Source organism: Streptomyces sp. CB02980 (genome assembly GCF_014451325.2).
In the GTDB taxonomy this organism is placed as follows: Bacteria; Actinomycetota; Actinomycetes; order Streptomycetales; family Streptomycetaceae; genus Streptomyces.
The window spans coordinates 476405-493440 of sequence record NZ_JACSCH020000002.1; the positions used below are offsets into that span (position 1 = coordinate 476405).

The 17036-nt window shown below is 74.4% G+C and carries 13 protein-coding genes; 6 read left to right on the plus strand and 7 right to left on the minus strand.

Annotated elements, in window-relative coordinates; all coding sequences use genetic code 11:
- Positions 1-2 precede the first annotated feature (2 nt).
- On the plus strand, positions 3-1082 hold the full coding sequence (locus E0F75_RS05625) for a cysteine synthase family protein (RefSeq protein ID WP_187621344.1): 1080 nt from the start codon (positions 3-5) through the stop codon (positions 1080-1082).
- Entirely contained in the window at positions 1079-2110 is a 1032-nt protein-coding gene (locus tag E0F75_RS05630; RefSeq protein ID WP_187621345.1) for an ornithine cyclodeaminase, read from the plus strand. Before E0F75_RS05625 ends, E0F75_RS05630 begins: the two co-directional genes overlap by 4 nt.
- 144 nt (positions 2111-2254) lie before the next feature.
- Here E0F75_RS05630 and E0F75_RS05635 read toward each other — a convergent pair whose 3' ends face one another.
- A complete protein-coding gene (locus E0F75_RS05635; RefSeq protein WP_187621346.1) occupies positions 2255-3409 on the minus strand; it encodes an acyl-CoA dehydrogenase family protein in 1155 nt (384 codons plus the stop codon).
- Positions 3406-4545, minus strand: coding sequence for a CaiB/BaiF CoA-transferase family protein (locus E0F75_RS05640; RefSeq protein ID WP_206706115.1), 1140 nt, complete (start codon positions 4543-4545; stop codon positions 3406-3408). The genes E0F75_RS05635 and E0F75_RS05640 overlap by 4 nt, the downstream gene beginning before the upstream one ends.
- A 238-nt stretch (positions 4546-4783) precedes the next feature.
- On the opposite strand from E0F75_RS05640, the gene E0F75_RS05645 reads away from it, so the two are divergent.
- The gene (locus tag E0F75_RS05645) at positions 4784-6472 is read left to right on the plus strand and encodes a class I adenylate-forming enzyme family protein (protein WP_187621347.1); all 1689 of its coding nucleotides are present in this window, start codon (positions 4784-4786) and stop codon (positions 6470-6472) included.
- 66 nt (positions 6473-6538) lie between these two features.
- On the plus strand, positions 6539-7582 hold the full coding sequence (locus E0F75_RS05650; RefSeq protein ID WP_187621348.1) for an LLM class F420-dependent oxidoreductase: 1044 nt from the start codon (positions 6539-6541) through the stop codon (positions 7580-7582).
- Between the two features lie 35 nt (positions 7583-7617).
- Here E0F75_RS05650 and E0F75_RS05655 read toward each other — a convergent pair whose 3' ends face one another.
- Positions 7618-8268: a response regulator transcription factor gene (locus E0F75_RS05655; RefSeq protein WP_187621589.1), complete on the minus strand. Its 651-nt coding sequence runs from the start codon at positions 8266-8268 to the stop codon at positions 7618-7620.
- Positions 8269-8270: 2 nt separating this feature from the next.
- Positions 8271-9494, minus strand: coding sequence for a sensor histidine kinase (locus E0F75_RS05660; RefSeq protein WP_187621349.1), 1224 nt, complete (start codon positions 9492-9494; stop codon positions 8271-8273).
- An 83-nt stretch (positions 9495-9577) separates the two neighbouring features.
- Here E0F75_RS05660 and E0F75_RS05665 point away from each other — a divergent pair, with 83 nt between their 5' ends.
- On the plus strand, positions 9578-10543 hold the full coding sequence (locus E0F75_RS05665; RefSeq protein ID WP_187621350.1) for an ATP-binding cassette domain-containing protein: 966 nt from the start codon (positions 9578-9580) through the stop codon (positions 10541-10543).
- A gap of 2 nt (positions 10544-10545) precedes the next feature.
- Positions 10546-11295, plus strand: coding sequence for an ABC transporter permease (locus E0F75_RS05670; RefSeq protein ID WP_187621351.1), 750 nt, complete (start codon positions 10546-10548; stop codon positions 11293-11295).
- Between the two features lie 72 nt (positions 11296-11367).
- On the opposite strand, the gene E0F75_RS05675 is transcribed toward E0F75_RS05670, so the two are convergent.
- The 3 genes from E0F75_RS05675 to E0F75_RS05685 all read right to left on the minus strand — a co-directional run bounded on the left by E0F75_RS05675 (position 11368) and on the right by E0F75_RS05685 (position 16863).
- Positions 11368-13431: a BTAD domain-containing putative transcriptional regulator gene (locus tag E0F75_RS05675; protein WP_187621352.1), complete on the minus strand. Its 2064-nt coding sequence runs from the start codon at positions 13429-13431 to the stop codon at positions 11368-11370.
- A gap of 69 nt (positions 13432-13500) precedes the next feature.
- Positions 13501-13692, minus strand: a complete 192-nt coding sequence (locus E0F75_RS05680) for a hypothetical protein (protein ID WP_187621353.1) — start codon at positions 13690-13692, stop codon at positions 13501-13503.
- A 135-nt stretch (positions 13693-13827) separates the two neighbouring features.
- On the minus strand, positions 13828-16863 hold the full coding sequence (locus tag E0F75_RS05685; RefSeq protein WP_229312521.1) for a BTAD domain-containing putative transcriptional regulator: 3036 nt from the start codon (positions 16861-16863) through the stop codon (positions 13828-13830).
- Between the last annotated feature and the right edge of the window lie 173 nt (positions 16864-17036).

Genomic DNA, 17036 nt, shown 5'->3' on the forward strand with positions numbered 1-17036 from the left:
CCATGACCGAAACCACAGCTCTCGCGGCGCCCTTGGCGGCCATCGGCGACACGCCCCTGCGGCCGGTCGTCGTCCCGGTCGGCGACCGGACCGTGCGGATCTGGCTGAAACTGGAGGCCGAGAACCCCTTCGGGTCGATCAAGGCCCGTACGGCGGAGGCCCTGCTGAACGCCCTGGAGTCGAGCGGTGCGCTGCGTCCGGGGATGCGGGTGGTCGAGTCGACCTCCGGCAACCTGGGTGTGGCGCTCGCCGGGCTCTGCGCGCAGCGCGGCTACCGCTGCACGCTGGTGGTCGAGCCGAGCACACCGCCCGCCAGCGTCGCGCGGATGCGCGCGTACGGCGCCGACGTGGTGACCGTACGCGAGGTGCCGGGCGGCCGGACCCTCGGGGCCCGGCTCCAGGCCGTGCGGGAGATCGTGGCGGCCGGCTCCGACGCCGTGTGGACCAACCAGTACGAGAGCCCCGCCAACCCCGGGGTGCACGAGTGGCAGACCGCCGCGGAACTGATGAAGGCCGCACCGGACGGCCGGTTCGACGCGGTCGCCGTGGCCGTGTCGACCGGGGGCACCCTGGCGGGGATCGCGCAGTTCTTCCGCGACCACGCCCCGGACACCCGGGTCGTCGCGGTGGACGCCGTCGGGTCCTCGGCGCTCGGCGGGACCCCCGCCGACCGGCCGTTCAAGCTGATGGGCTTCGGCTCCGGACAGGTGTCGGGCTTCGTCGAGCCGCACCACGTGGACCACGTGGTGCGGCTGACGGACCAGGCGGCCGCCGCGGCCTGCGCGCTGGTCGCACGGCGGACCGGGATCTCGCTCGGCGGCAGCGGCGGGGCCGCGGTGCTCGCCGCCGTCTCCCGGGCGCTCCTCGACCCGTCGCTACGGGAGATCGCCTGCGTCTGCCCGGACAGCGGGGAGAAGTACCCGCAGCTCCGCGACGCCCCGGCCGACGGCGGTCCCGGCTGCACCGGGGAGATCCGCGCGGCCCTGGACCTGCTGGACCGGGTGCGTGCGGGGGAACCGCCCACGCCCACCCCGCCGAACCCGCGGAAGCTGCCGAACCCTCGGAAGGGAACGCACCGATGACCCCGCACGACGACACGACGCTCACCTATCTGGACAGCGCCGACGTGGCCCGGCTCTGCGACGGGCTGCCCGTCGCCGACCTGGCGCACGACACGCTGCTCGCCTACCGGCGCAAGGAGGCGGGGCTCACCCCCGAGGCCGCGCTGCGCTGGACCACCCCGTCCGGGGCGTCGGCGCGCAGCCTCATCCTGCCCGGCTGGGCGGACGGCGCCTACGGCTGCAAGATCATCAACGCCTCGCTGGGCAACCGGCTCCTCGGCCGGCCGCGTGCCGCCGGGCTGGTCGTGCTCGACGACCCGGAGACCGCGCGGCCGGTCTGCATCATGGAGGGCGGCCGGATCAGCGCCCTGCGCACGGCCGGCGTCTCGATCGCCGCGCTGCGCGCCGTACGCGACCTGGCGGCGGTCCGACGGGTGGCCTTCCTCGGCTGCGGCCGGCAGGCCGAGGTCCACCGGGAGCTGCTGGCGAGCGCCTGCCCCGGCGTCGAGGAGCTGTTCGTGCACGACCAGGACGCGGACCGGGCCGAGGAGCTGGCCGCCCGCTGGCGCGCGGCGGACCCGGCGGTCGCCGTCACGGTGACCGCGGACGCCCGCTCCGCCGTCGAGCGGGCCCAGGTGACGTTCGCGGTGACGACGACCACCGAGCCGTACGTGGAGCTGGACTGGGTGCCGGCGGGCGGGACCTTCGTCAACGTGTCCCTCGACGACGCGGCCGAGAGCCTGCTGCTGGGCTGCGACCACCTGTTCGTCGACGACTGGGAGCTGGTCGTCGAGGACGACCACCGGTTGCTGGGCAGGCTGGCCCGAGCCGGCCGCGTCGCCGGCCCGGGGACCGACGCCCCGGCGGGCGGCCGGTCGGTGGACGCCTCCCTGCCGGAGCTGTTCGCCGGCGACTACGCGCGGACGGTCGCCGGGGACGACCGGGTGGTGATCAACCCGTTCGGCATGGGCGTCCAGGACATCGCGCTGGCCGCCGCCGTGTACGCGCGGGCCGTCGAGCAGGGCGTCGGCCTCTCCCTGGCCCACTGATCCGGGGCTGTACGGCTCCGGGGGCCGAACGGCGCCCCCGCCGTACGGCCCCCGCCGCTCGCGGTTCCCCCGCCGCGTCCGGCCCCTCATGACCGTGGCCCCGCCGGTTCTCCGGCGGGGCCACGGTCGTACGCAGGGACGGGGTCAGTAGGACTTCGGCAGCCCCAGGGTGTAGTGCGAGACGAAGTTGAGGATCATCTCCCGGCTCACCGGGGCGATCCGCGCCACCCGGGAGAGCGTCAGCAGCGAGGCGAGCCCGTACTCGGTCGTCAGGCCGTTGCCGCCCAGGGTGTGGATCGCCTGGTCGACGGCGTGGGCGCACACCTCGGCGGCGGCGTACTTGGCCATGTTGGCGGCCTCGCCCGCGGCCATGTCGTCGCCCGCGTCGTAGAGTTCGGCGGCCTTGCGGGTCATCAGCCGGGCGAGTTCCAGCTCGACGTGGATCCGGGCGAGCGGGTGGGCGACGGCCTGGTGGGCGCCGATCGGGGCCGACCACACCTGCCGGGTGCGGGCGTAGTCCACGGCCTTGTCCAGGGCGTACCGGCCCAGACCGGCGGCGAACGCGGCGATCATGATGCGTTCGGGGTTGAGCCCGGCGAAGAGCTGCTGGAGCCCCGCGTCCTCCTCGCCGACCAGCGCGTCCGCGGGCAGCCGTACGTCGTCCAGGACGAGCTCGAACTGGCGCTCGGGGGCGCTGAGTTCCATCGGAATCTCGCGGTGGGCGAAGCCGGGGGTGTCGCGCGGGACGACGAAGAGGCAGGGCTTGAGGCGGCCGGTGCGGGCGTCCGCCGTCCGGCCCACGACCAGGGTGGCGTCGGCCTCGTCGACCCCGGAGACGAAGACCTTTCGGCCGGTGAGCAGCCAGTCCGTGCCGTCCCGGCGGGCGAAGGTGGTCAGCCGGTGGGAGTTGGATCCGGCGTCCGGCTCCGTGATGCCGAAGGCCATCCGGGAGGAGCCGTCGGCCAGTCCGGGCAGCAGCCGGCGCTTCTGTTCCGGGGTGCCGAAGCGGCTGATGACCGTGCCGCAGATGGCGGGCGACACCACCAGCATGAGCAACGGGTTGCCGGCCGCGCCGAGTTCCTCCATGACGAGCGAGAGTTCGGTGATGCCGCAGCCCCCGCCGCCGTACTGCTCCGGCAGGTTGACCCCGAGGTATCCGAGCCGTCCCGCCTCCGCCCAGAGCTCCTGCGGGGAGCGCGGGTCGGGACCGCCGTCGCCCCGGCCGCGCGCGAACGCGGCGACGGCCTCCCGCAGCGCCCGGTGCTCGGCGCTCTCCGCGAACGCGCCGCGCCCGCTCATCGATCCAGCTCCGCGAGGATCTCGGCGGTGTGCTCGCCGTGGCCGGGGGCGGCGCCGCGCAGCGAGTCGAGTCCGGCACCGAACAGGACGGGAAAGCGGACCTGCCGGCGCGGCTCCTCGGTCGGCGACCCCGGCAGGGTCCCCACCAGGTCGCGGGCTTCGACGTGCGCGTCGGCAAGGAACGCGTCGGTGGTCTCGTACACCGGCGCCCAGGGCAGATCCAGTCCGGCGAGCGCGGCGCACCACCAGGCCAGGTCGCGGCGGGCGAAGACGCCGGTGAGCAGCTCCCGGACCGGCCCACGGGCCCGGGTGCGCGCCGCGCGGCGGTCGTACGCGTCGTCGTCGAGCTCGGGGAACTCCCCGGCGAAGGCCGTGCGGAAGGTCAGCCAGAACTTGTCCTCGAAGGTCGCGAGCGCGATCCGGCCGCCGTCGGCGGCGGTGAACACGTCGTTGTCGCCGGTGACCAGGGGGCTGTCGGCGGGGTCGGGCAGTGTGCGCAGAGGCAGCGCGAGCGGTCCGGCCCAGGCGGCGGCCGCCTCGTGCAGCGACACGTCGAGGTGCTGGCCGTGGCCGGTGGCGCGGGCGGAGGCGACGGCGACCGCGGTGGACAGCGCCGCGTACATCGCTCCGGCGAGGTCGGCGATCCTCAGGCCCACCCGGTCGACGCGCTCGCCGGGGCGGTGCGGCACGGCGAAGAAGCCGGACAGGGCGAGGAAGTTGAGGTCGTGGCCGGGCCGGGAGGCGTAGGGGCCGTGCTGTCCGAAGCCGGTGATCGAGCACAGCACCACCCGCGGGTTGGCCTCGCGCAGCCGCGCGTACCCGAGGCCCATGGCGTCGAGGACGCCGGGCCGGTGACTCTCCACCACGGCGTCGCTGCGCTCCACCAGACGCAGCAGGGTGTCCCGCCCGGCCGGATCGCGCAGGTCCAGGACGAGGGAGCGCTTGTTGCGGTTGAGCGCCGCGAACGTCTCCGGCTCGACGAGCCTGCCGTAGTCGCCGCCGTCCGGGCTCTCCACCTTGACCACGTCGGCGCCGAGGTCGGCCATCAGCACCGTCGCGAATCCGCCGGGCAGCAGCCGCGAGAGATCGAGGACCCTTATGCCGTCCAGGGCCGGCCAGCCCGCCGTCACTTCCACCTGCGACTCCTTTCGCTCCCGCGGCCTCCGGTCGAGGGCGGGCACAAGCCGGGCGCACGCTACCGGCGGCCGGACGGCCGGTCCTGGACGGGATCTGCACGGCTCCTGCCTCCCTCGTCCGGTTCCCTCCCGGGAGGGAACGGCTTCCAGCCGCCGGGGGATCCGGCGGCTGGGGCCCGCGCGGTGGGATGGGACCAGCGCCGGACGGACCGGCAGCCCACCGCCGAGGAGACTCACCATGCAGGTCAGCGCCGCACCGGCCGCCCCGCGCACCGCCACCCCGCACGCCGACGTGCCGCACATCAAGACCCCCCTCGTCGAGTCGCTCCGCCCCGCGGACACCGGGGCGCCGCTCTCGGACCACACCGTCGGCTCCCTGCTGCGCGAGGTCGCCGCGGGCCGGCCGGACGCCCCGGCCCTGGAGTCGGTCCCGGACGACGGCGGCGCCCCGCGCCGCTGGACGTACGCCGAACTGCTGGCCGAGGCCGAGAGCGTGGCCGGCGGGCTGCGGGAGCGCGTCGGACTCGGCGCGCGGGTCGCCCTGTGGGCGCCGAACGTCCCGGAGTGGCCGATCGTCGCGTACGCGGCGGCGATGGCCGGGGTGACGCTGGTGACGCTCAACCCGGCGTTGCGGGCCGGCGAGCTGGCCCACGCCCTGCGCGCCTCCGAGGCCGAGATGCTGATCCACGCGGACGCCGTCCGGGGCTACGACATGGCCGGGACGGTACGGGCGGTGACGCCGGACCTGCCGGGTCTGCGGCACGTCGTGCCGCTCGCCGCGTGGGAGTCGCTGCGGGGTGCCGCGCCGCTGCCCTCGCAGGAGGAGATCGCCGCCGTCCCGGCGCAGATACAGTTCACCTCCGGCACCACCGGCGACCCGAAGGCGGTGCTGCTCTCGCACCGGTCCGTGGTCAACGTGGCCCGGCTGACCTTCGAGGGGCTCGGCGTCCACGACGGCGCGACCGTGGTCTCCCCGCTGCCGATGTTCCACACCGCCGGCTGTGTCATCTCCTGCCTGGGGCCGCTGTGGAGCGGCGGCGTCTTCACGCTCCTGGAGCGCTTCGACCCCAAGGTCCTCTTCGAGGTGCTGCGCCGCTCCCCCGGCGCGGTGCTCACCAGTGTGCCGACGGTGCTGACCGCCCTGAACGACGTGGCACGCTCCGCCGACGGCACGCCGGTCCGGCTCTCCTCCGTCCTCACCGGCGCGGCGCCGGTGCGCCCGCAGCTCATCACCGAGACCGAGGAACTGTTCTCGACCACGGTGTTCAACCTGTACGGGCAGACCGAGCTGGCCTCCGTGGTCACCCTGACCCGCCCGGACGACACCGCCGAGGACAAGACCAGCACCGTCGGCCGGCCGCTGCCGCACGTCGCGTGCAAGATCGTGGACCCGGACACCGGCCGGGTGCAGCCGCTCGGCGTCCCCGGCGAGATCTGCGCCCGCGGCTACCAGCAGCTCCTCGCGTACTACGGCGACGCGGAGGCCACCGCGCGGAAGGTGGACGCGGACGGCTGGCTGCACACCGGGGACCTCGGTTCGATGGACGCGACCGGCGCGGTCCGGATCGAGGGCCGGCTGAGCGACCTGATCATCCGGGGCGGCGAGAACATCGCGCCCGGGCCTGTCGAGTCCTTCCTCAGCACGCTGCCGGGCGTCCGCGACGCCCTGGTGGTGGGGGTGCCGGACGACCGGTGGGGCGAGATCGTCGCCGCGGTGCTGCTGCCCGCCGCCGACCGCCCGGAGGGCCCGGACGCCGAGGAGTGCGTCGCCCTCTGCCGCGAGCAGCTGTCCCCGCACAAGATCCCGGCCCGGTGGTACCTCGCGGACGGGCTGCCGCTGACCGCCTCGGGGAAGATCCAGAAGTTCCGGGTCCGGGAGCTGATCGCCGAGGGCGCCCTCCCCCGCCTCGACGCACCGCGCGCCTGACGCGTGCTGCCGAATCCCGCCCCCGACGTCCCGTCACCCCGCCGACGCACCCCCGGAGCCCCCGCCATGAAGATCTCCATGCAGCTGAAGTACGACACCGACATCGTCGCCGCGGCCGGCCAGGTGGCCGAACTGGAGCGGGCCGGCCTGGACCTGGTCTGGGTGCCGGAGGCGTACGGCTACGACGCACCCAGCTTCATGGGCTTCCTCGCCGCCCGCACCGAGCGGATCGAGATCGGTTCCGGCATCCTCTCGGTGTTCAGCCGGACGCCCGCCCTGCTGGCGATGACCGCGGCCGGCGTCGACGCCCTGTCCGGCGGACGCTGCCACCTCGGCCTCGGCTCCTCGGGCCCGCAGGTCGTCGAGGGTCTGCACGGGGTGCCGTACAGCGCGCCGGTGGCCCGGACCCGCGAGACCATCGAGGTCATGCGCGCCTTCTGGCGGCGGGACGAGCCGGTGCGCCACCAGGGGTCCACGATCACGCTGCCGCTGCCCGAGGGGCAGGGCACCGGCCTCGGCAGGCCGATGCGGCTGCTGACGCCGCCGGTCCGCCCGTCCGTCCCGGTGTGGGTGGCCGCGCTCGGCCCGAAGAACGTCCGGATGGTCGCGGAGACCGCCGACGGCTGGCTGCCGCTGTTCTTCGTCCCCGAGTGGTGCGACCGGGTGTGGGGGCCGGCGCTCAAGGAGGGCGCCGCGACCCGCGCGCCCGAGCTGGGCCCGCTCCAGATCTCGGCGGGCGGGCTGCTCGCGATCGGCCCGGACGCCGAGCGGGCCCGGGAGCTGGCCCGCGGCCAGCTCGCACTGTTCGTCGGGGGCATGGGCGCGCCCGGCCACAACTACTACTACGACCTGATCAGCCGGTACGGCTATGCCCGTGAGGCCGAGACGATCCAGCGGCTGTTCCGGGTCGGCGACAAGGCCGGGGCCGCGGCCGCCGTGCCCGCCGCACTGCTCGAAGCCACCACGATCTGCGGCACGGAGAGCTATGTGAGGGATCGCCTGGACGCCTACCGCGAGGCCGGGGTCACCCATCTCCAGGTCGTGCCGGTGCCGCAGGAGGGCGAGTCCGAGGCGACGGTGGTCTCCCGCCTGAAGGACCTCGTCGGCTGACGGATGCCGTCGGCCCCGTGAGCCCCGGAGCCTTCTCAGCCCGCGCCGACGAACCCCGACTCGTACGCCAGGACCACCGCCTGCGTCCGGTCGCGCGCCCCCAGCTTCGCCAGGGTGCCGCTGACATGGGTCTTGACCGTCTGCACCCCCAGGAACAGCTGCGCGGCGATCTCCGCGTTGGACATCCCCCGCGCCATCAGCCGCAGCACGTCCGCCTCCCGCTCCGTGAGCTGGGCGCGGGCCAGCGCGTCGCCCGGCTCACGGGCCTGACGCCCCTCTACCAGCGAGCGGATCGCGGCGGGAAAGAGCACCGAGTCCCCGGTCGCCACGGTACGGACGGCCTGGACGATCTCGGCGGGCCGGGACCGCTTGAGCAGGAACCCCGACGCCCCTTCCCTGAGCGCCTCGTAGACGTAGTCGTCCCGCTCGAACGTGGTGATCACCAGGACTCTCGGCGGGTCGGCGACGGCGGCCATGAGATCGCGGGTCGCGGTGATGCCGTCGACGGTGGGCATCCGTACGTCCATGACGACCACGTCCGGGCGCAGCCTCCGGACGAGCGGCACCACCTCGCAGCCGTCGGAGGCCTCGCCGACCACGGTGATGCCCTCGGCGTTGCCGAGGATGGCCGACATGCCGGCCCGGACGAGCTCCTCGTCGTCGACGAGGAGTACGGAGATGTCCATGATCACGATCCCAAGCGTAGGGGAAGACGGGCGCTGACGGTCCAGCGCCCCGATGCGGCTCCGGCGGTGGCCCGGCCGCCCAGCAGCGCGGCGCGCTCCCGCAGACTTCGCAGCCCCTTGCCGGTGCCGGGAGCCCGCGGGGCCTCCTCCACCAGCGCGTTCGCGACGGTGAGCCGCACCTGTTCGCCGGTGACGTCCAGGTCGACGTCCACGGGTGAACCGGGCGCGTGCTTCATGGCGTTGGTGAGCGCCTCCTGAAGGATGCGGTACGCCTCGCGGGAGACCACGCCCGGGACTGCGTCGACCTCGGCGACGGTACGCGAGCGCACCGTGACGCCCGCCGCGCGGCTGGCCTCCAGGAGCTGCCCGACGTCCGCGAGCGTGGGCCGGACGGTGCGGGCGGCCGTCTCGTCCTCCTTCAGATAGCCGAGGGTGCGCTCCAGGTCGTCCATGGCGCGGCGGCCGGTGTCCTCGATGGCGGTCAGCGCCCGGATCGCGAAGTCCCGGTCGGTGTCGATGAGTTCGCGGGCCGCGCTCGCCTGAAGCACGGTGACCGTGAGGGCGTGGCCGATGGAGTCGTGGAGTTCGCCCGCGAGCCGGTTGCGGGCCAGCAGCTCGTCCGCCAGGCGCTCCGCCTCCGCGAGCCGCTCGGCCGTCGAGGGGCCCAGCAGCCGGCGCGCGAGGGCGAGTTGTACGTGCCCGGCCCATACGACCAGCACGAACGCGGCGAGCAGCAGCGGCGGCACCAGGCCCAGGTACCAGATATGCCGGTGGCCGCCGGGGATGGTGACGCCGAGGATCGTCCGGGCTCCCTCGACGGCGGGCGCGGACGCCAGCGTTCCCGTGACGGACAGCAGCTGGGCGACGACCGTGGCGACGAGCAGTCCCCACCAGCAGCGCAGCACCAGCCAGACGCTGGTGCGCCGACGGTCGGAGAGGCTCCGGGCCGGGGCACGGCCGATGTCGTTCTCGTCGTCCGGCACGAGCAGCAGCCGCGCCTGGATGCCCTCCGCGCGCCGCGTCCCCGGCACCAGGCCGAGCAGCAGCAGGGGGACCACCGGCACGAGGGCGCAGGCCGCGAGGGTACGGCCCAGGTTGTCGGTGATGCCGGGCCACACCAGCACGCAGACCGGTCCCACGGCCCCGCCGAGCAGCAGATGGAGCCCGCGGGCGTACGTACGGCCCTGGCGCAGGGCGTCGTGGAGCGTCGACGGCAGACGTCTCATGGGGATCAACTCCCTCCCCGGGGGGAGGTGACTCCCGCCGCCGGGGGATCCGTCCGGGTCCGCCGGACGATTGGCTTGAGGACATGAACAGGGACAACGGAACGGCGCACGGTGCGGGCGACGCACCCGCCGTGGAAGTACGGGGTCTGGCGAAGGCCTACGGCGACAGAACGGTGGTGCAGGGCCTCACCTTCCAGGTGCGGGCCGGTTCGGTCACCGGCTTCCTCGGCCCGAACGGTGCGGGGAAGTCGACCACCCTGCGGATGATCCTGGGGCTGGACCGGCCCACGGCGGGCGAGGTGCTCATCGCGGGGCGGCCGTACGGCCGGCTGGTCGAGCCGCTGCGCCACGTCGGCGCGCTGCTGGACGCCGGCGCGGCGCATCCGGGACGGACCGCTCGCGACCATCTGCTCTGCATCGCCCACACCGGCCGCATGCCGCGGGCGCGGGTCGACGAGGTGTTGGAGCAGGTCGGCCTGGAGTCCGCGGCCCGTCGGCGGGTCGGCGGGTTCTCGCTGGGGATGCGTCAGCGGCTGGGCATCGCCGCGGCTCTGCTCGGCGACCCCGAGGTGCTGATCCTCGACGAGCCGGTCAACGGCCTGGACCCGGAGGGCATCCGCTGGCTGCGGCACTTCCTCAAGGGACTGGCGGCCCGGGGCCGGGCGGTGCTGATCTCCAGTCATCTGATGACGGAGACGGCGCTGCTTGCGGACCGGCTGGTCGTGATCGGCCGGGGCCGCCTGCTGGCGGACGTGTCCATGGCCGAGTTCGCCGCGGAGCACGGCCGCTCCCGGGTGCGGGTACGGGCCGACGAGCCGGAGCGGCTGCGCGAGGCCCTGGTGCGCAAGGGGCTGCGGGTGGTAGCGGGCGACGGCGGCGCGCTGGAGGTGCACGCGGCGGAGGCCGCCGATGTCGGCCGGATCGCGGCTCACGAGAGGGCCGCCGTCCTGGAACTGGTCCAGGTCGAGGACTCGTTGGAAGAGGCTTTCATGCGCATGACCGCCGATTCGGTGGAGTACGGGGGGCGACCCCTCGGAGAGGTGGTCTGACGATGTCTGTCAACGCGGTGCTCCGCTCGGAGTGGACGAAGATCCGCTCGGTGCGTCCGGTCCTGTGGTCGCTGCCGCTGGCCGCGGCCCTGCTCGTCGCCATCGGCGCCGGCGTGTCGGGGTCGGTCGGCCCCGAGGAGGCGGACGGCCCGGGCTTCGACCCGGTGCAGCTCGGTTACTACGGCATCCTCTTCGCCCATGTCGTCGTGATCGCCTTCGCCGTTCTGGTGGTCGGCAACGAGTACCAGCACGGCGCGATCCGGGTCTCGCTGGCGGCGGTGCCCCGGCGCGGTCTGATGTACGCGGCCAAGCTGACCGTCGGGGCGGTGCTGGCCCTGGTGGCCGGCGTGGTCGCCTCGCTGTGCACGTTCTTCCTCTCGCAGCAACTGCTCGGCGAGCACGGCACGGCGTTCGGCGATCCGGGGACGGTGCGGGCGATCGTGGTGGGGGCCCTGTACTTCCCGCTGCTCGCGGTCATGTGCATGGGGTTCACGGCGATGCTGCGCAGTCTGATGCTCTCCATGGGCGTCCTGATCCCGGTGCTGTTCCTGGTCTCCCCCGTGCTGGCCGAGATCCCCGGCCTGAAGGAGCTGGCCTGGTACCTGCCCGACCGGGCCGGCCAGTACGGGCTGCGGCTCGACCCCGCCGTCGCCGCGCCCTACAGCCCCATGACCGGGGTGCTGGTCATGGCGGTGTGGGCGGCCGCTGCGGCGGTCGGCGGCTGGCTGACGCTCCGCACCCGCGACGCGTGAGCGCTCCGCCGCCGTGAAGGACGCGTGAGGGGACGGGGACGGTGGGCATCGACGACCGTCCCCTCACGCCGTTCATTGCTCCCAGGCGTGGAGGCGTACAAGGGGCGGAAACGCGTACTCCTCGCCGGCACCCGCCGGGGGGTCGAGCAGGTGGTGGTCGACAAGCCGCTCCAGGAGGTCCTCCGCCTGGCGTCCGCCGCAGCGCAGCACGGCGGCCGCACCGGCGGGGGTGAACGCCCGGTCCGCGGACCGGGCGAGGGCGCGCACGGCGTCGCGGAGCACGGGGTCCAGGCCCTCGTACGCGGAGGTCAGCCGTTCCCGTACGGACAGGTCTCCGGCGACCAGCTCCGACAGCCGCCGCTCCTCGTCGGCCAGCCGGTCCGCCAGCCGGGCGAGGGTCCAGTGCGGGCGGGCGGCGAGCCGCATGCCCGCGATCCGCACGGCCAGCGGGATCCCGTCGCACAGCTCGGCAACGGTCTCGGCCGCCGTCCGTTCGGCCAGCACCCGCCGCTCACCGGCGATCCGGGCGAGCAGGGAGACGGACTGGTCGGCGGTGAAGCGCTCGACGCGGAAGTGCTGGGCGCCCTCCAGACCGGACAGCGGGGTCCGGCCGGCCAGCAGCGCGGCGCCGCCGGGGCCGGACGGCAGCAACGGGCGGACGGCGCGTTCCCCGGGCGCTTCGTCGACGACCACCAGCACCCGGCGGCCGGCGACGGACTCCTGGTAGAGCGCCGCGAGTTCGGTCAGCCCGGCAGGCAGCCCGGCCGTCGGCACACCCAGCGCCCGGGCGAAGTCGCGCAGCACGGTGCGGACCTCGTCGGGCGTGCCGGTGCGCAGCCGGGCATGCAGGACGCCGTCGGGGAAGTGGCGGGAGACGGCCGCGGCGATCTGGACGGTCAGGGCGGACTTGCCGACGCCGACGGGTCCGTGGAGCACGGCGACCGGCGCCGCGCCGAACGCGGCCAGCGGCCCCTGCCCGGTCAGGTACTGCCGGACCTGGAAGTGCTCGGCCCGGCCCACGAAGTCCCCGACGCTCTGCGGCAGGTGGACGGAGCTCGGCGCGTCGGCCCGGCCGGCGGGCTGCGCCGTCCTCGCCGTCGCGGCCGGGGTGTCCTCCCCCAGCACGGCCATCTGGGCCTCGCGGAGTTGGGCACCGGGCTCGATGCCGCTCTCGACGCGGAGCCTGCGGTCGACCGCGGCGAACAGCTCCAGCGCCTCCGCCCGGCGGCCGGAACCGGCGAGCGCGGCGAGCAGCCGGGCGTGCAAGCCCTCGTGCAGCACCTCGTGCCGGGCGATCGGCCCGAGCTGGGCGAGCACCTCCTCGTACTGCCCACGGGCGAGGGCGAGATCGGCGAGGCGCAGCGCGGAGGCCACGCGCAGGCGGGCGTGCTCGACGGCAGCGGCATGGCGTGCCAGCCGTGGTGGGGCGCCTTCCAGGAGCGGCCCGCGCCAGAGCTGCAACGCCTCGGCTAGCAGGGCCTGTTCGTGCAGCGGGTCGTCGCCGGCGCGAGCCCGCGCGGCCTCGTGCGTCAGCCTGCCGAACTCCAGGACGTCGAGTCGGCTGTCTCCCTCGATCCGGAGCTCGTAGCCGCCGCCGCGCCGCAGAACCGCGGTCCGGCCGGTGCCGGGGAGGGTGTGCGCCTCCAGCATCAGCCGGATGCGTGAGATGTAGGTGTGGATCAACTGGCCGAATGTGTCCGGCAGTTCGCCGTCCTCCCAGAGGACCTCGATGATCTCGTCGCGTTCGACCACCTGATGGGCCTGGAGCGCGAGCAGTCCGAGCAGGGTCCGCTGCTTCGGCGTTCCGGTGAGCAGTTCGGCGGCGCCGCGCGTGGCGGAGAGCCGGCCGAGGATCTTCAGGACCAGCGGGGCGTCCTCGGGGACCTCCCCTTCGGCGCCGGCCGTGGCGCCGACCTGCGCGAGCAGCGCGGGTTCGTCCAGGGCTTCGGCGATTCTGCGCAGCGATCCGGATCTCGGGGCGCGGACCCGGCCCCGTTCGATCTCACGGAGCGTCCGCAGACCGATCCCGGACTTCTCGGCGAGGTGCCGCTGACTGACCCCGTTGCGGGTCCGCGCGGCACGGACCAGGGTGGCGACGTCTCGTTCCGCCAACGCCGCCGGACTACCACCCGTCATGACTCCCCCATGCATGCTCGTTCGTTTCGCCGTCCGTCCCCGTCGTCTGCGACGGACGCGCCGACGTGGTCAGCCGCGGCTGTTCCACTCCTCCTGGGGGTCGGTGACGATCGGGCCGTCGGCCACGACGGTGCTCGGCGCGGGGGCCGTGAGCTGCTGTTCGGCGACGGCCAGAACCGAGAGGCCGAGCAGCGCGGTGACCGCGACGCAGGCGGTGCGCAGGGTGTGGGCGGTGCGGGGAGTGGAGGTGATCGCTCGCATGTCTCGGTCTTCCGTTCGCTCGTCGTTCGTGCTGCCGAGTGAGACTCTGCCAACTGCCGATCTATGCTGGATAAATCCTGGATATGCGCTCTGAGCTGCGGATATATCGTTCCTGCCGGAGGGGTGGGGGCAGCTTCACAGTGGTTCGCCGAGGGCCGTGAGGAGGGCCGCCGCGTGGTCGGCGTCGGGCAGCCCGAGCCGGGTGAACAGCGTGTGGGCCTGCCGGGCCCTGGCCGCCGCGACCCCGAAGTCGCCGAGGTCGGCGAGGGTACGGCCGAGCACCAGGAGGGCGAGCCCCTGGTCGCGCTCCGCGCCGCGCTGCTCGCACAGCACCAGCGCACGGCTCGCCTCCCTGACGGCCTCCTCCCGGCGGCCCGTGATCCGTAGGGTCTCGGCCAGCCGGAAGCGGGTCTGCGACTCCTGTCCGCGGAACTGCCAGGCCTCGCAGAGGCGCAGGCACTGGGCATGGCTCGCGACCGCCTCGTCGTACCGCCCCAGTTCGTGCAGGGCCATGCCCTGCACATAGAGCGCGTAGGCGGCGCCGTGGTGGTCCTCGACCTCACGCAGCGCGGCCAGCGCCTCGGCGCACGCGACGAGCGCCTCCTCGGCGCGGCCGCCGCGCAGCCGGGCCTGTGCCGCGTTGAGCCGCGTCACCAGTTCACCCGAGCGGTGTCCGAGCTTCTCCGCCAGATCGATCGCCTGGTCGTAGCAGTGCACCGCGTCCTCGTAGCGGTGCTGGAACTGTGCTATCAGGCCGCGGTCGTTGAGTGTCTGACGGAGAATCACCCGGTCGCCGACCCGCTCGCAGGCCTCCGCCGCGAGCCGGGTGAACAGCTCGGCCTCGGCGAGCCGGGCGCTCTGCAGGGCGGCGTTCCCGCAGACGAAGCGGGCCCGCCCGGCGACATGGTCGTCGCCGCGCAGCGCGGCGGTCTCGGCCAGCGCCTGCGCGGCGGCGGCGAGCTGCCCGTACGGGATGTCCTTGCCGAACGGCGTGAGGGCGATGAGCAGGTCCGCGGCGACGCGCAGGATCCGCGGGGCCGCCCCGGCGGGGCTGCGGGCGGCCAGCATCACCGCGTTGGTGAGGCATTCGAACTCAGCGGTCACCCAGGCGCGGGCCTCGGCGAGCCCGGCGAAATGCGGCGCGGGCGCGGAGCCGGGGGCGAGGGAGCCGGGGGTGAGGAAGATCCCGTCCGGGTCGCCGGGCACCATGCACTGGAAGGCGGCGCGCCCGGCGGCCAGCAGGTGGTCGAGGAGCGGCGGCAGCACGGGGATGCCGGCCTCGGCACCGCCGTCGCCCGGCGACACGCCGAGCTGGAGCGCGAAGGCCCAGACGAGGTCGTGGTAGCGGTACCGGCCGGGCTGCGGGGCCTCCAGCATGGCCGCGTCGACCAGGGACTCGAGGATCTCCTCGGCGTCGTACGCGTCGAGACCGAGGGCCGCGGCGGCCACCTCAAGGCCGATGCTGGGCCGGGCGACCGGGGCGAGGTGCTGGAAGGCGCACGCCTGCTCCTGCGGGAGCTGGCGATAGCCGAGTTCGAACGTGGCCGCGACAGCCAGGTCGCCGGCGCGCAGCTCGCCGATGCGGCGGCGCTCGTCGGCGAGCCGACGGGTCATGGTCTCGATCTGCCAGCGAGGCCGGGCGGCGAGCCGGGCGGCCACGATCCGGACGGCGAGCGGGAGATGTCCGCACGCGGTCACCAGATCGGTCGCGGCGGCGGGCTCCGCCGCCACGCGTGCGGCGCCGACGATCGCGGTGAGCAGCTCGATCGCCTCGTCGGTCGCGAAGGCCTCCAGGGCCACGGCGGTGACCGCGCTGGGGATCCCGACGAGCCGGGTCCGGCTGGTGACGATCACGGCGCAGCCGGCCGATCCGGGCAGCAGTGGGACCACCTGGGCGGGGTCCCTGGCGTTGTCGAGGAGCAATAACATGCGCCGCCCGTCGAGCAGGGTGCGCAGGAGCCGGGCGCGGTCGTCGGTCATGGCCGGCAGCGCGTGCGGCGGCACGCCCATCGCGGCGAGCATGCTGCCGAGGACGGCCGACGGGTCGGCGGGCTCGAGACCGCTGCCGCGCAGATCGACATAGAGCTGCCCGTCGGGGAACTCGTGCTTGATCCGGTGGGCGACCCGCAGGGCGAGGGTGGTCTTGCCGAGGCCGCCCATGCCGCTGATGGACGCGACCGGAAGCGAGGTCCGATCCGGGGCGGTGAGGACCCGGCTCAGCTCCTCGACCTGTTCGGCGCGGCCGGTGAAGTCGAATGCGTCGGCGGGAAGTTGGGCAGGGCGGTCAAGGACCGGTGCGGCGGACTCGGGGGCGGGTGCGGGTGTGGGGCCGGTGTCGGGTTCGGCGGTTCGAAGCGCCGGGGAGGGCTGCGGATCCTCGGGACTCCGCGGGTCGCGGGGGGCCTCGGGAGCGGCTGCGGCCGGCGCGGTGCCGCGGACCGAGACGTCGAGGAGCGGGTCGCCCGCGAGGACCCGTTCGTGCAGCGCGGTCAGTTCGGGACCGGGGTCGACGCCGAGTTCCTCGGCGAGGACGCGCCGGGCTCGCGCGTAGACCGCCAGCGCGTCCGCCTGCCGCCCGGAGGCGTACAGGGCGCGCATGAGAAAGCCGTACGGCCGCTCCTGGAGCGGGTGTTCCTGCGTGAACACGGTGAGGTCGGGAATGACCGCGCCGTACCGGCCCGCCTGCAACTCGTGAGCGAAACGTTCCTCTTCCAGCCCGATCCGCAGCTCGGTGAAGCGGGCCCGCTGCTGCTCGGCGTACGGGCCGGGCACTCCGGCCAGCGGCGCGCCCTGCCAGAGGCCGAGCGCCTCGGCCAGCAGCCGCCCACAGGCCTCGCCGTCGCCCCCGGCCCGGGCCCGGCCGGCGTCGACGGCGAGCTGCTCGGCACGGTGCAGGTCCACCGAGAGCGGCGGCGCCACCATGCGGTAGCCGTCGGGCTGGGAGAGCAGCAGCCGAGGTTCGGCGGAGTCCTCCTCCAGGAGCTGCCGCAGCCGCCACACGTAGGTGCGCAGGCTCGCCAGCGCGGAGCTCGGGGGCTCCTCGCCCCAGACCGAAACGATCAGTTCGTGCGTGGAGGCGACCCGGCCGGAGCGCAACAGCAGCGCCACGAGCAGGGCCTGCTGCTGCGGAGAACCAATGGTGATCGGCGTCTCGCCCCTGTGCACGGACACGGCTCCGAGCACGCTGAACCGAATCGACCCCCCCATGGATCCTGCCTTCTGCACTCGCGGCTACGCGACCCCCGTCGCACAGTGACCTGACGCCAGGCGTCGGATCACGAGATCATTACACGGGCCGCGCGGAAGCGGCACCTGCCGCCGGGAATGTTTCCCCCCGCGAGCCC

Excerpts from the sequence above, each read along its gene's own strand:
- E0F75_RS05635 (WP_187621346.1), bottom strand. The coding sequence starts at position 3,409 with ATGAGCGGGCGCGGCGCGTTCGCGGAGAGCGCCGAGCACCGGGCGCTG.
- E0F75_RS05630 (WP_187621345.1), top strand. The coding sequence starts at position 1,079 with ATGACCCCGCACGACGACACGACGCTCACCTATCTGGACAGCGCCGAC.
- E0F75_RS05675 (WP_187621352.1), bottom strand. The coding sequence starts at position 13,431 with ATGACGGGTGGTAGTCCGGCGGCGTTGGCGGAACGAGACGTCGCCACC.
- E0F75_RS05650 (WP_187621348.1), top strand. The coding sequence starts at position 6,539 with ATGAAGATCTCCATGCAGCTGAAGTACGACACCGACATCGTCGCCGCG.
- E0F75_RS05625 (WP_187621344.1), top strand. The coding sequence starts at position 3 with ATGACCGAAACCACAGCTCTCGCGGCGCCCTTGGCGGCCATCGGCGAC.
- E0F75_RS05655 (WP_187621589.1), bottom strand. The coding sequence starts at position 8,268 with ATGGACATCTCCGTACTCCTCGTCGACGACGAGGAGCTCGTCCGGGCC.
- E0F75_RS05680 (WP_187621353.1), bottom strand. The coding sequence starts at position 13,692 with ATGCGAGCGATCACCTCCACTCCCCGCACCGCCCACACCCTGCGCACC.
- E0F75_RS05645 (WP_187621347.1), top strand. The coding sequence starts at position 4,784 with ATGCAGGTCAGCGCCGCACCGGCCGCCCCGCGCACCGCCACCCCGCAC.
- E0F75_RS05660 (WP_187621349.1), bottom strand. The coding sequence starts at position 9,494 with ATGAGACGTCTGCCGTCGACGCTCCACGACGCCCTGCGCCAGGGCCGT.
- E0F75_RS05665 (WP_187621350.1), top strand. The coding sequence starts at position 9,578 with ATGAACAGGGACAACGGAACGGCGCACGGTGCGGGCGACGCACCCGCC.
- E0F75_RS05670 (WP_187621351.1), top strand. The coding sequence starts at position 10,546 with ATGTCTGTCAACGCGGTGCTCCGCTCGGAGTGGACGAAGATCCGCTCG.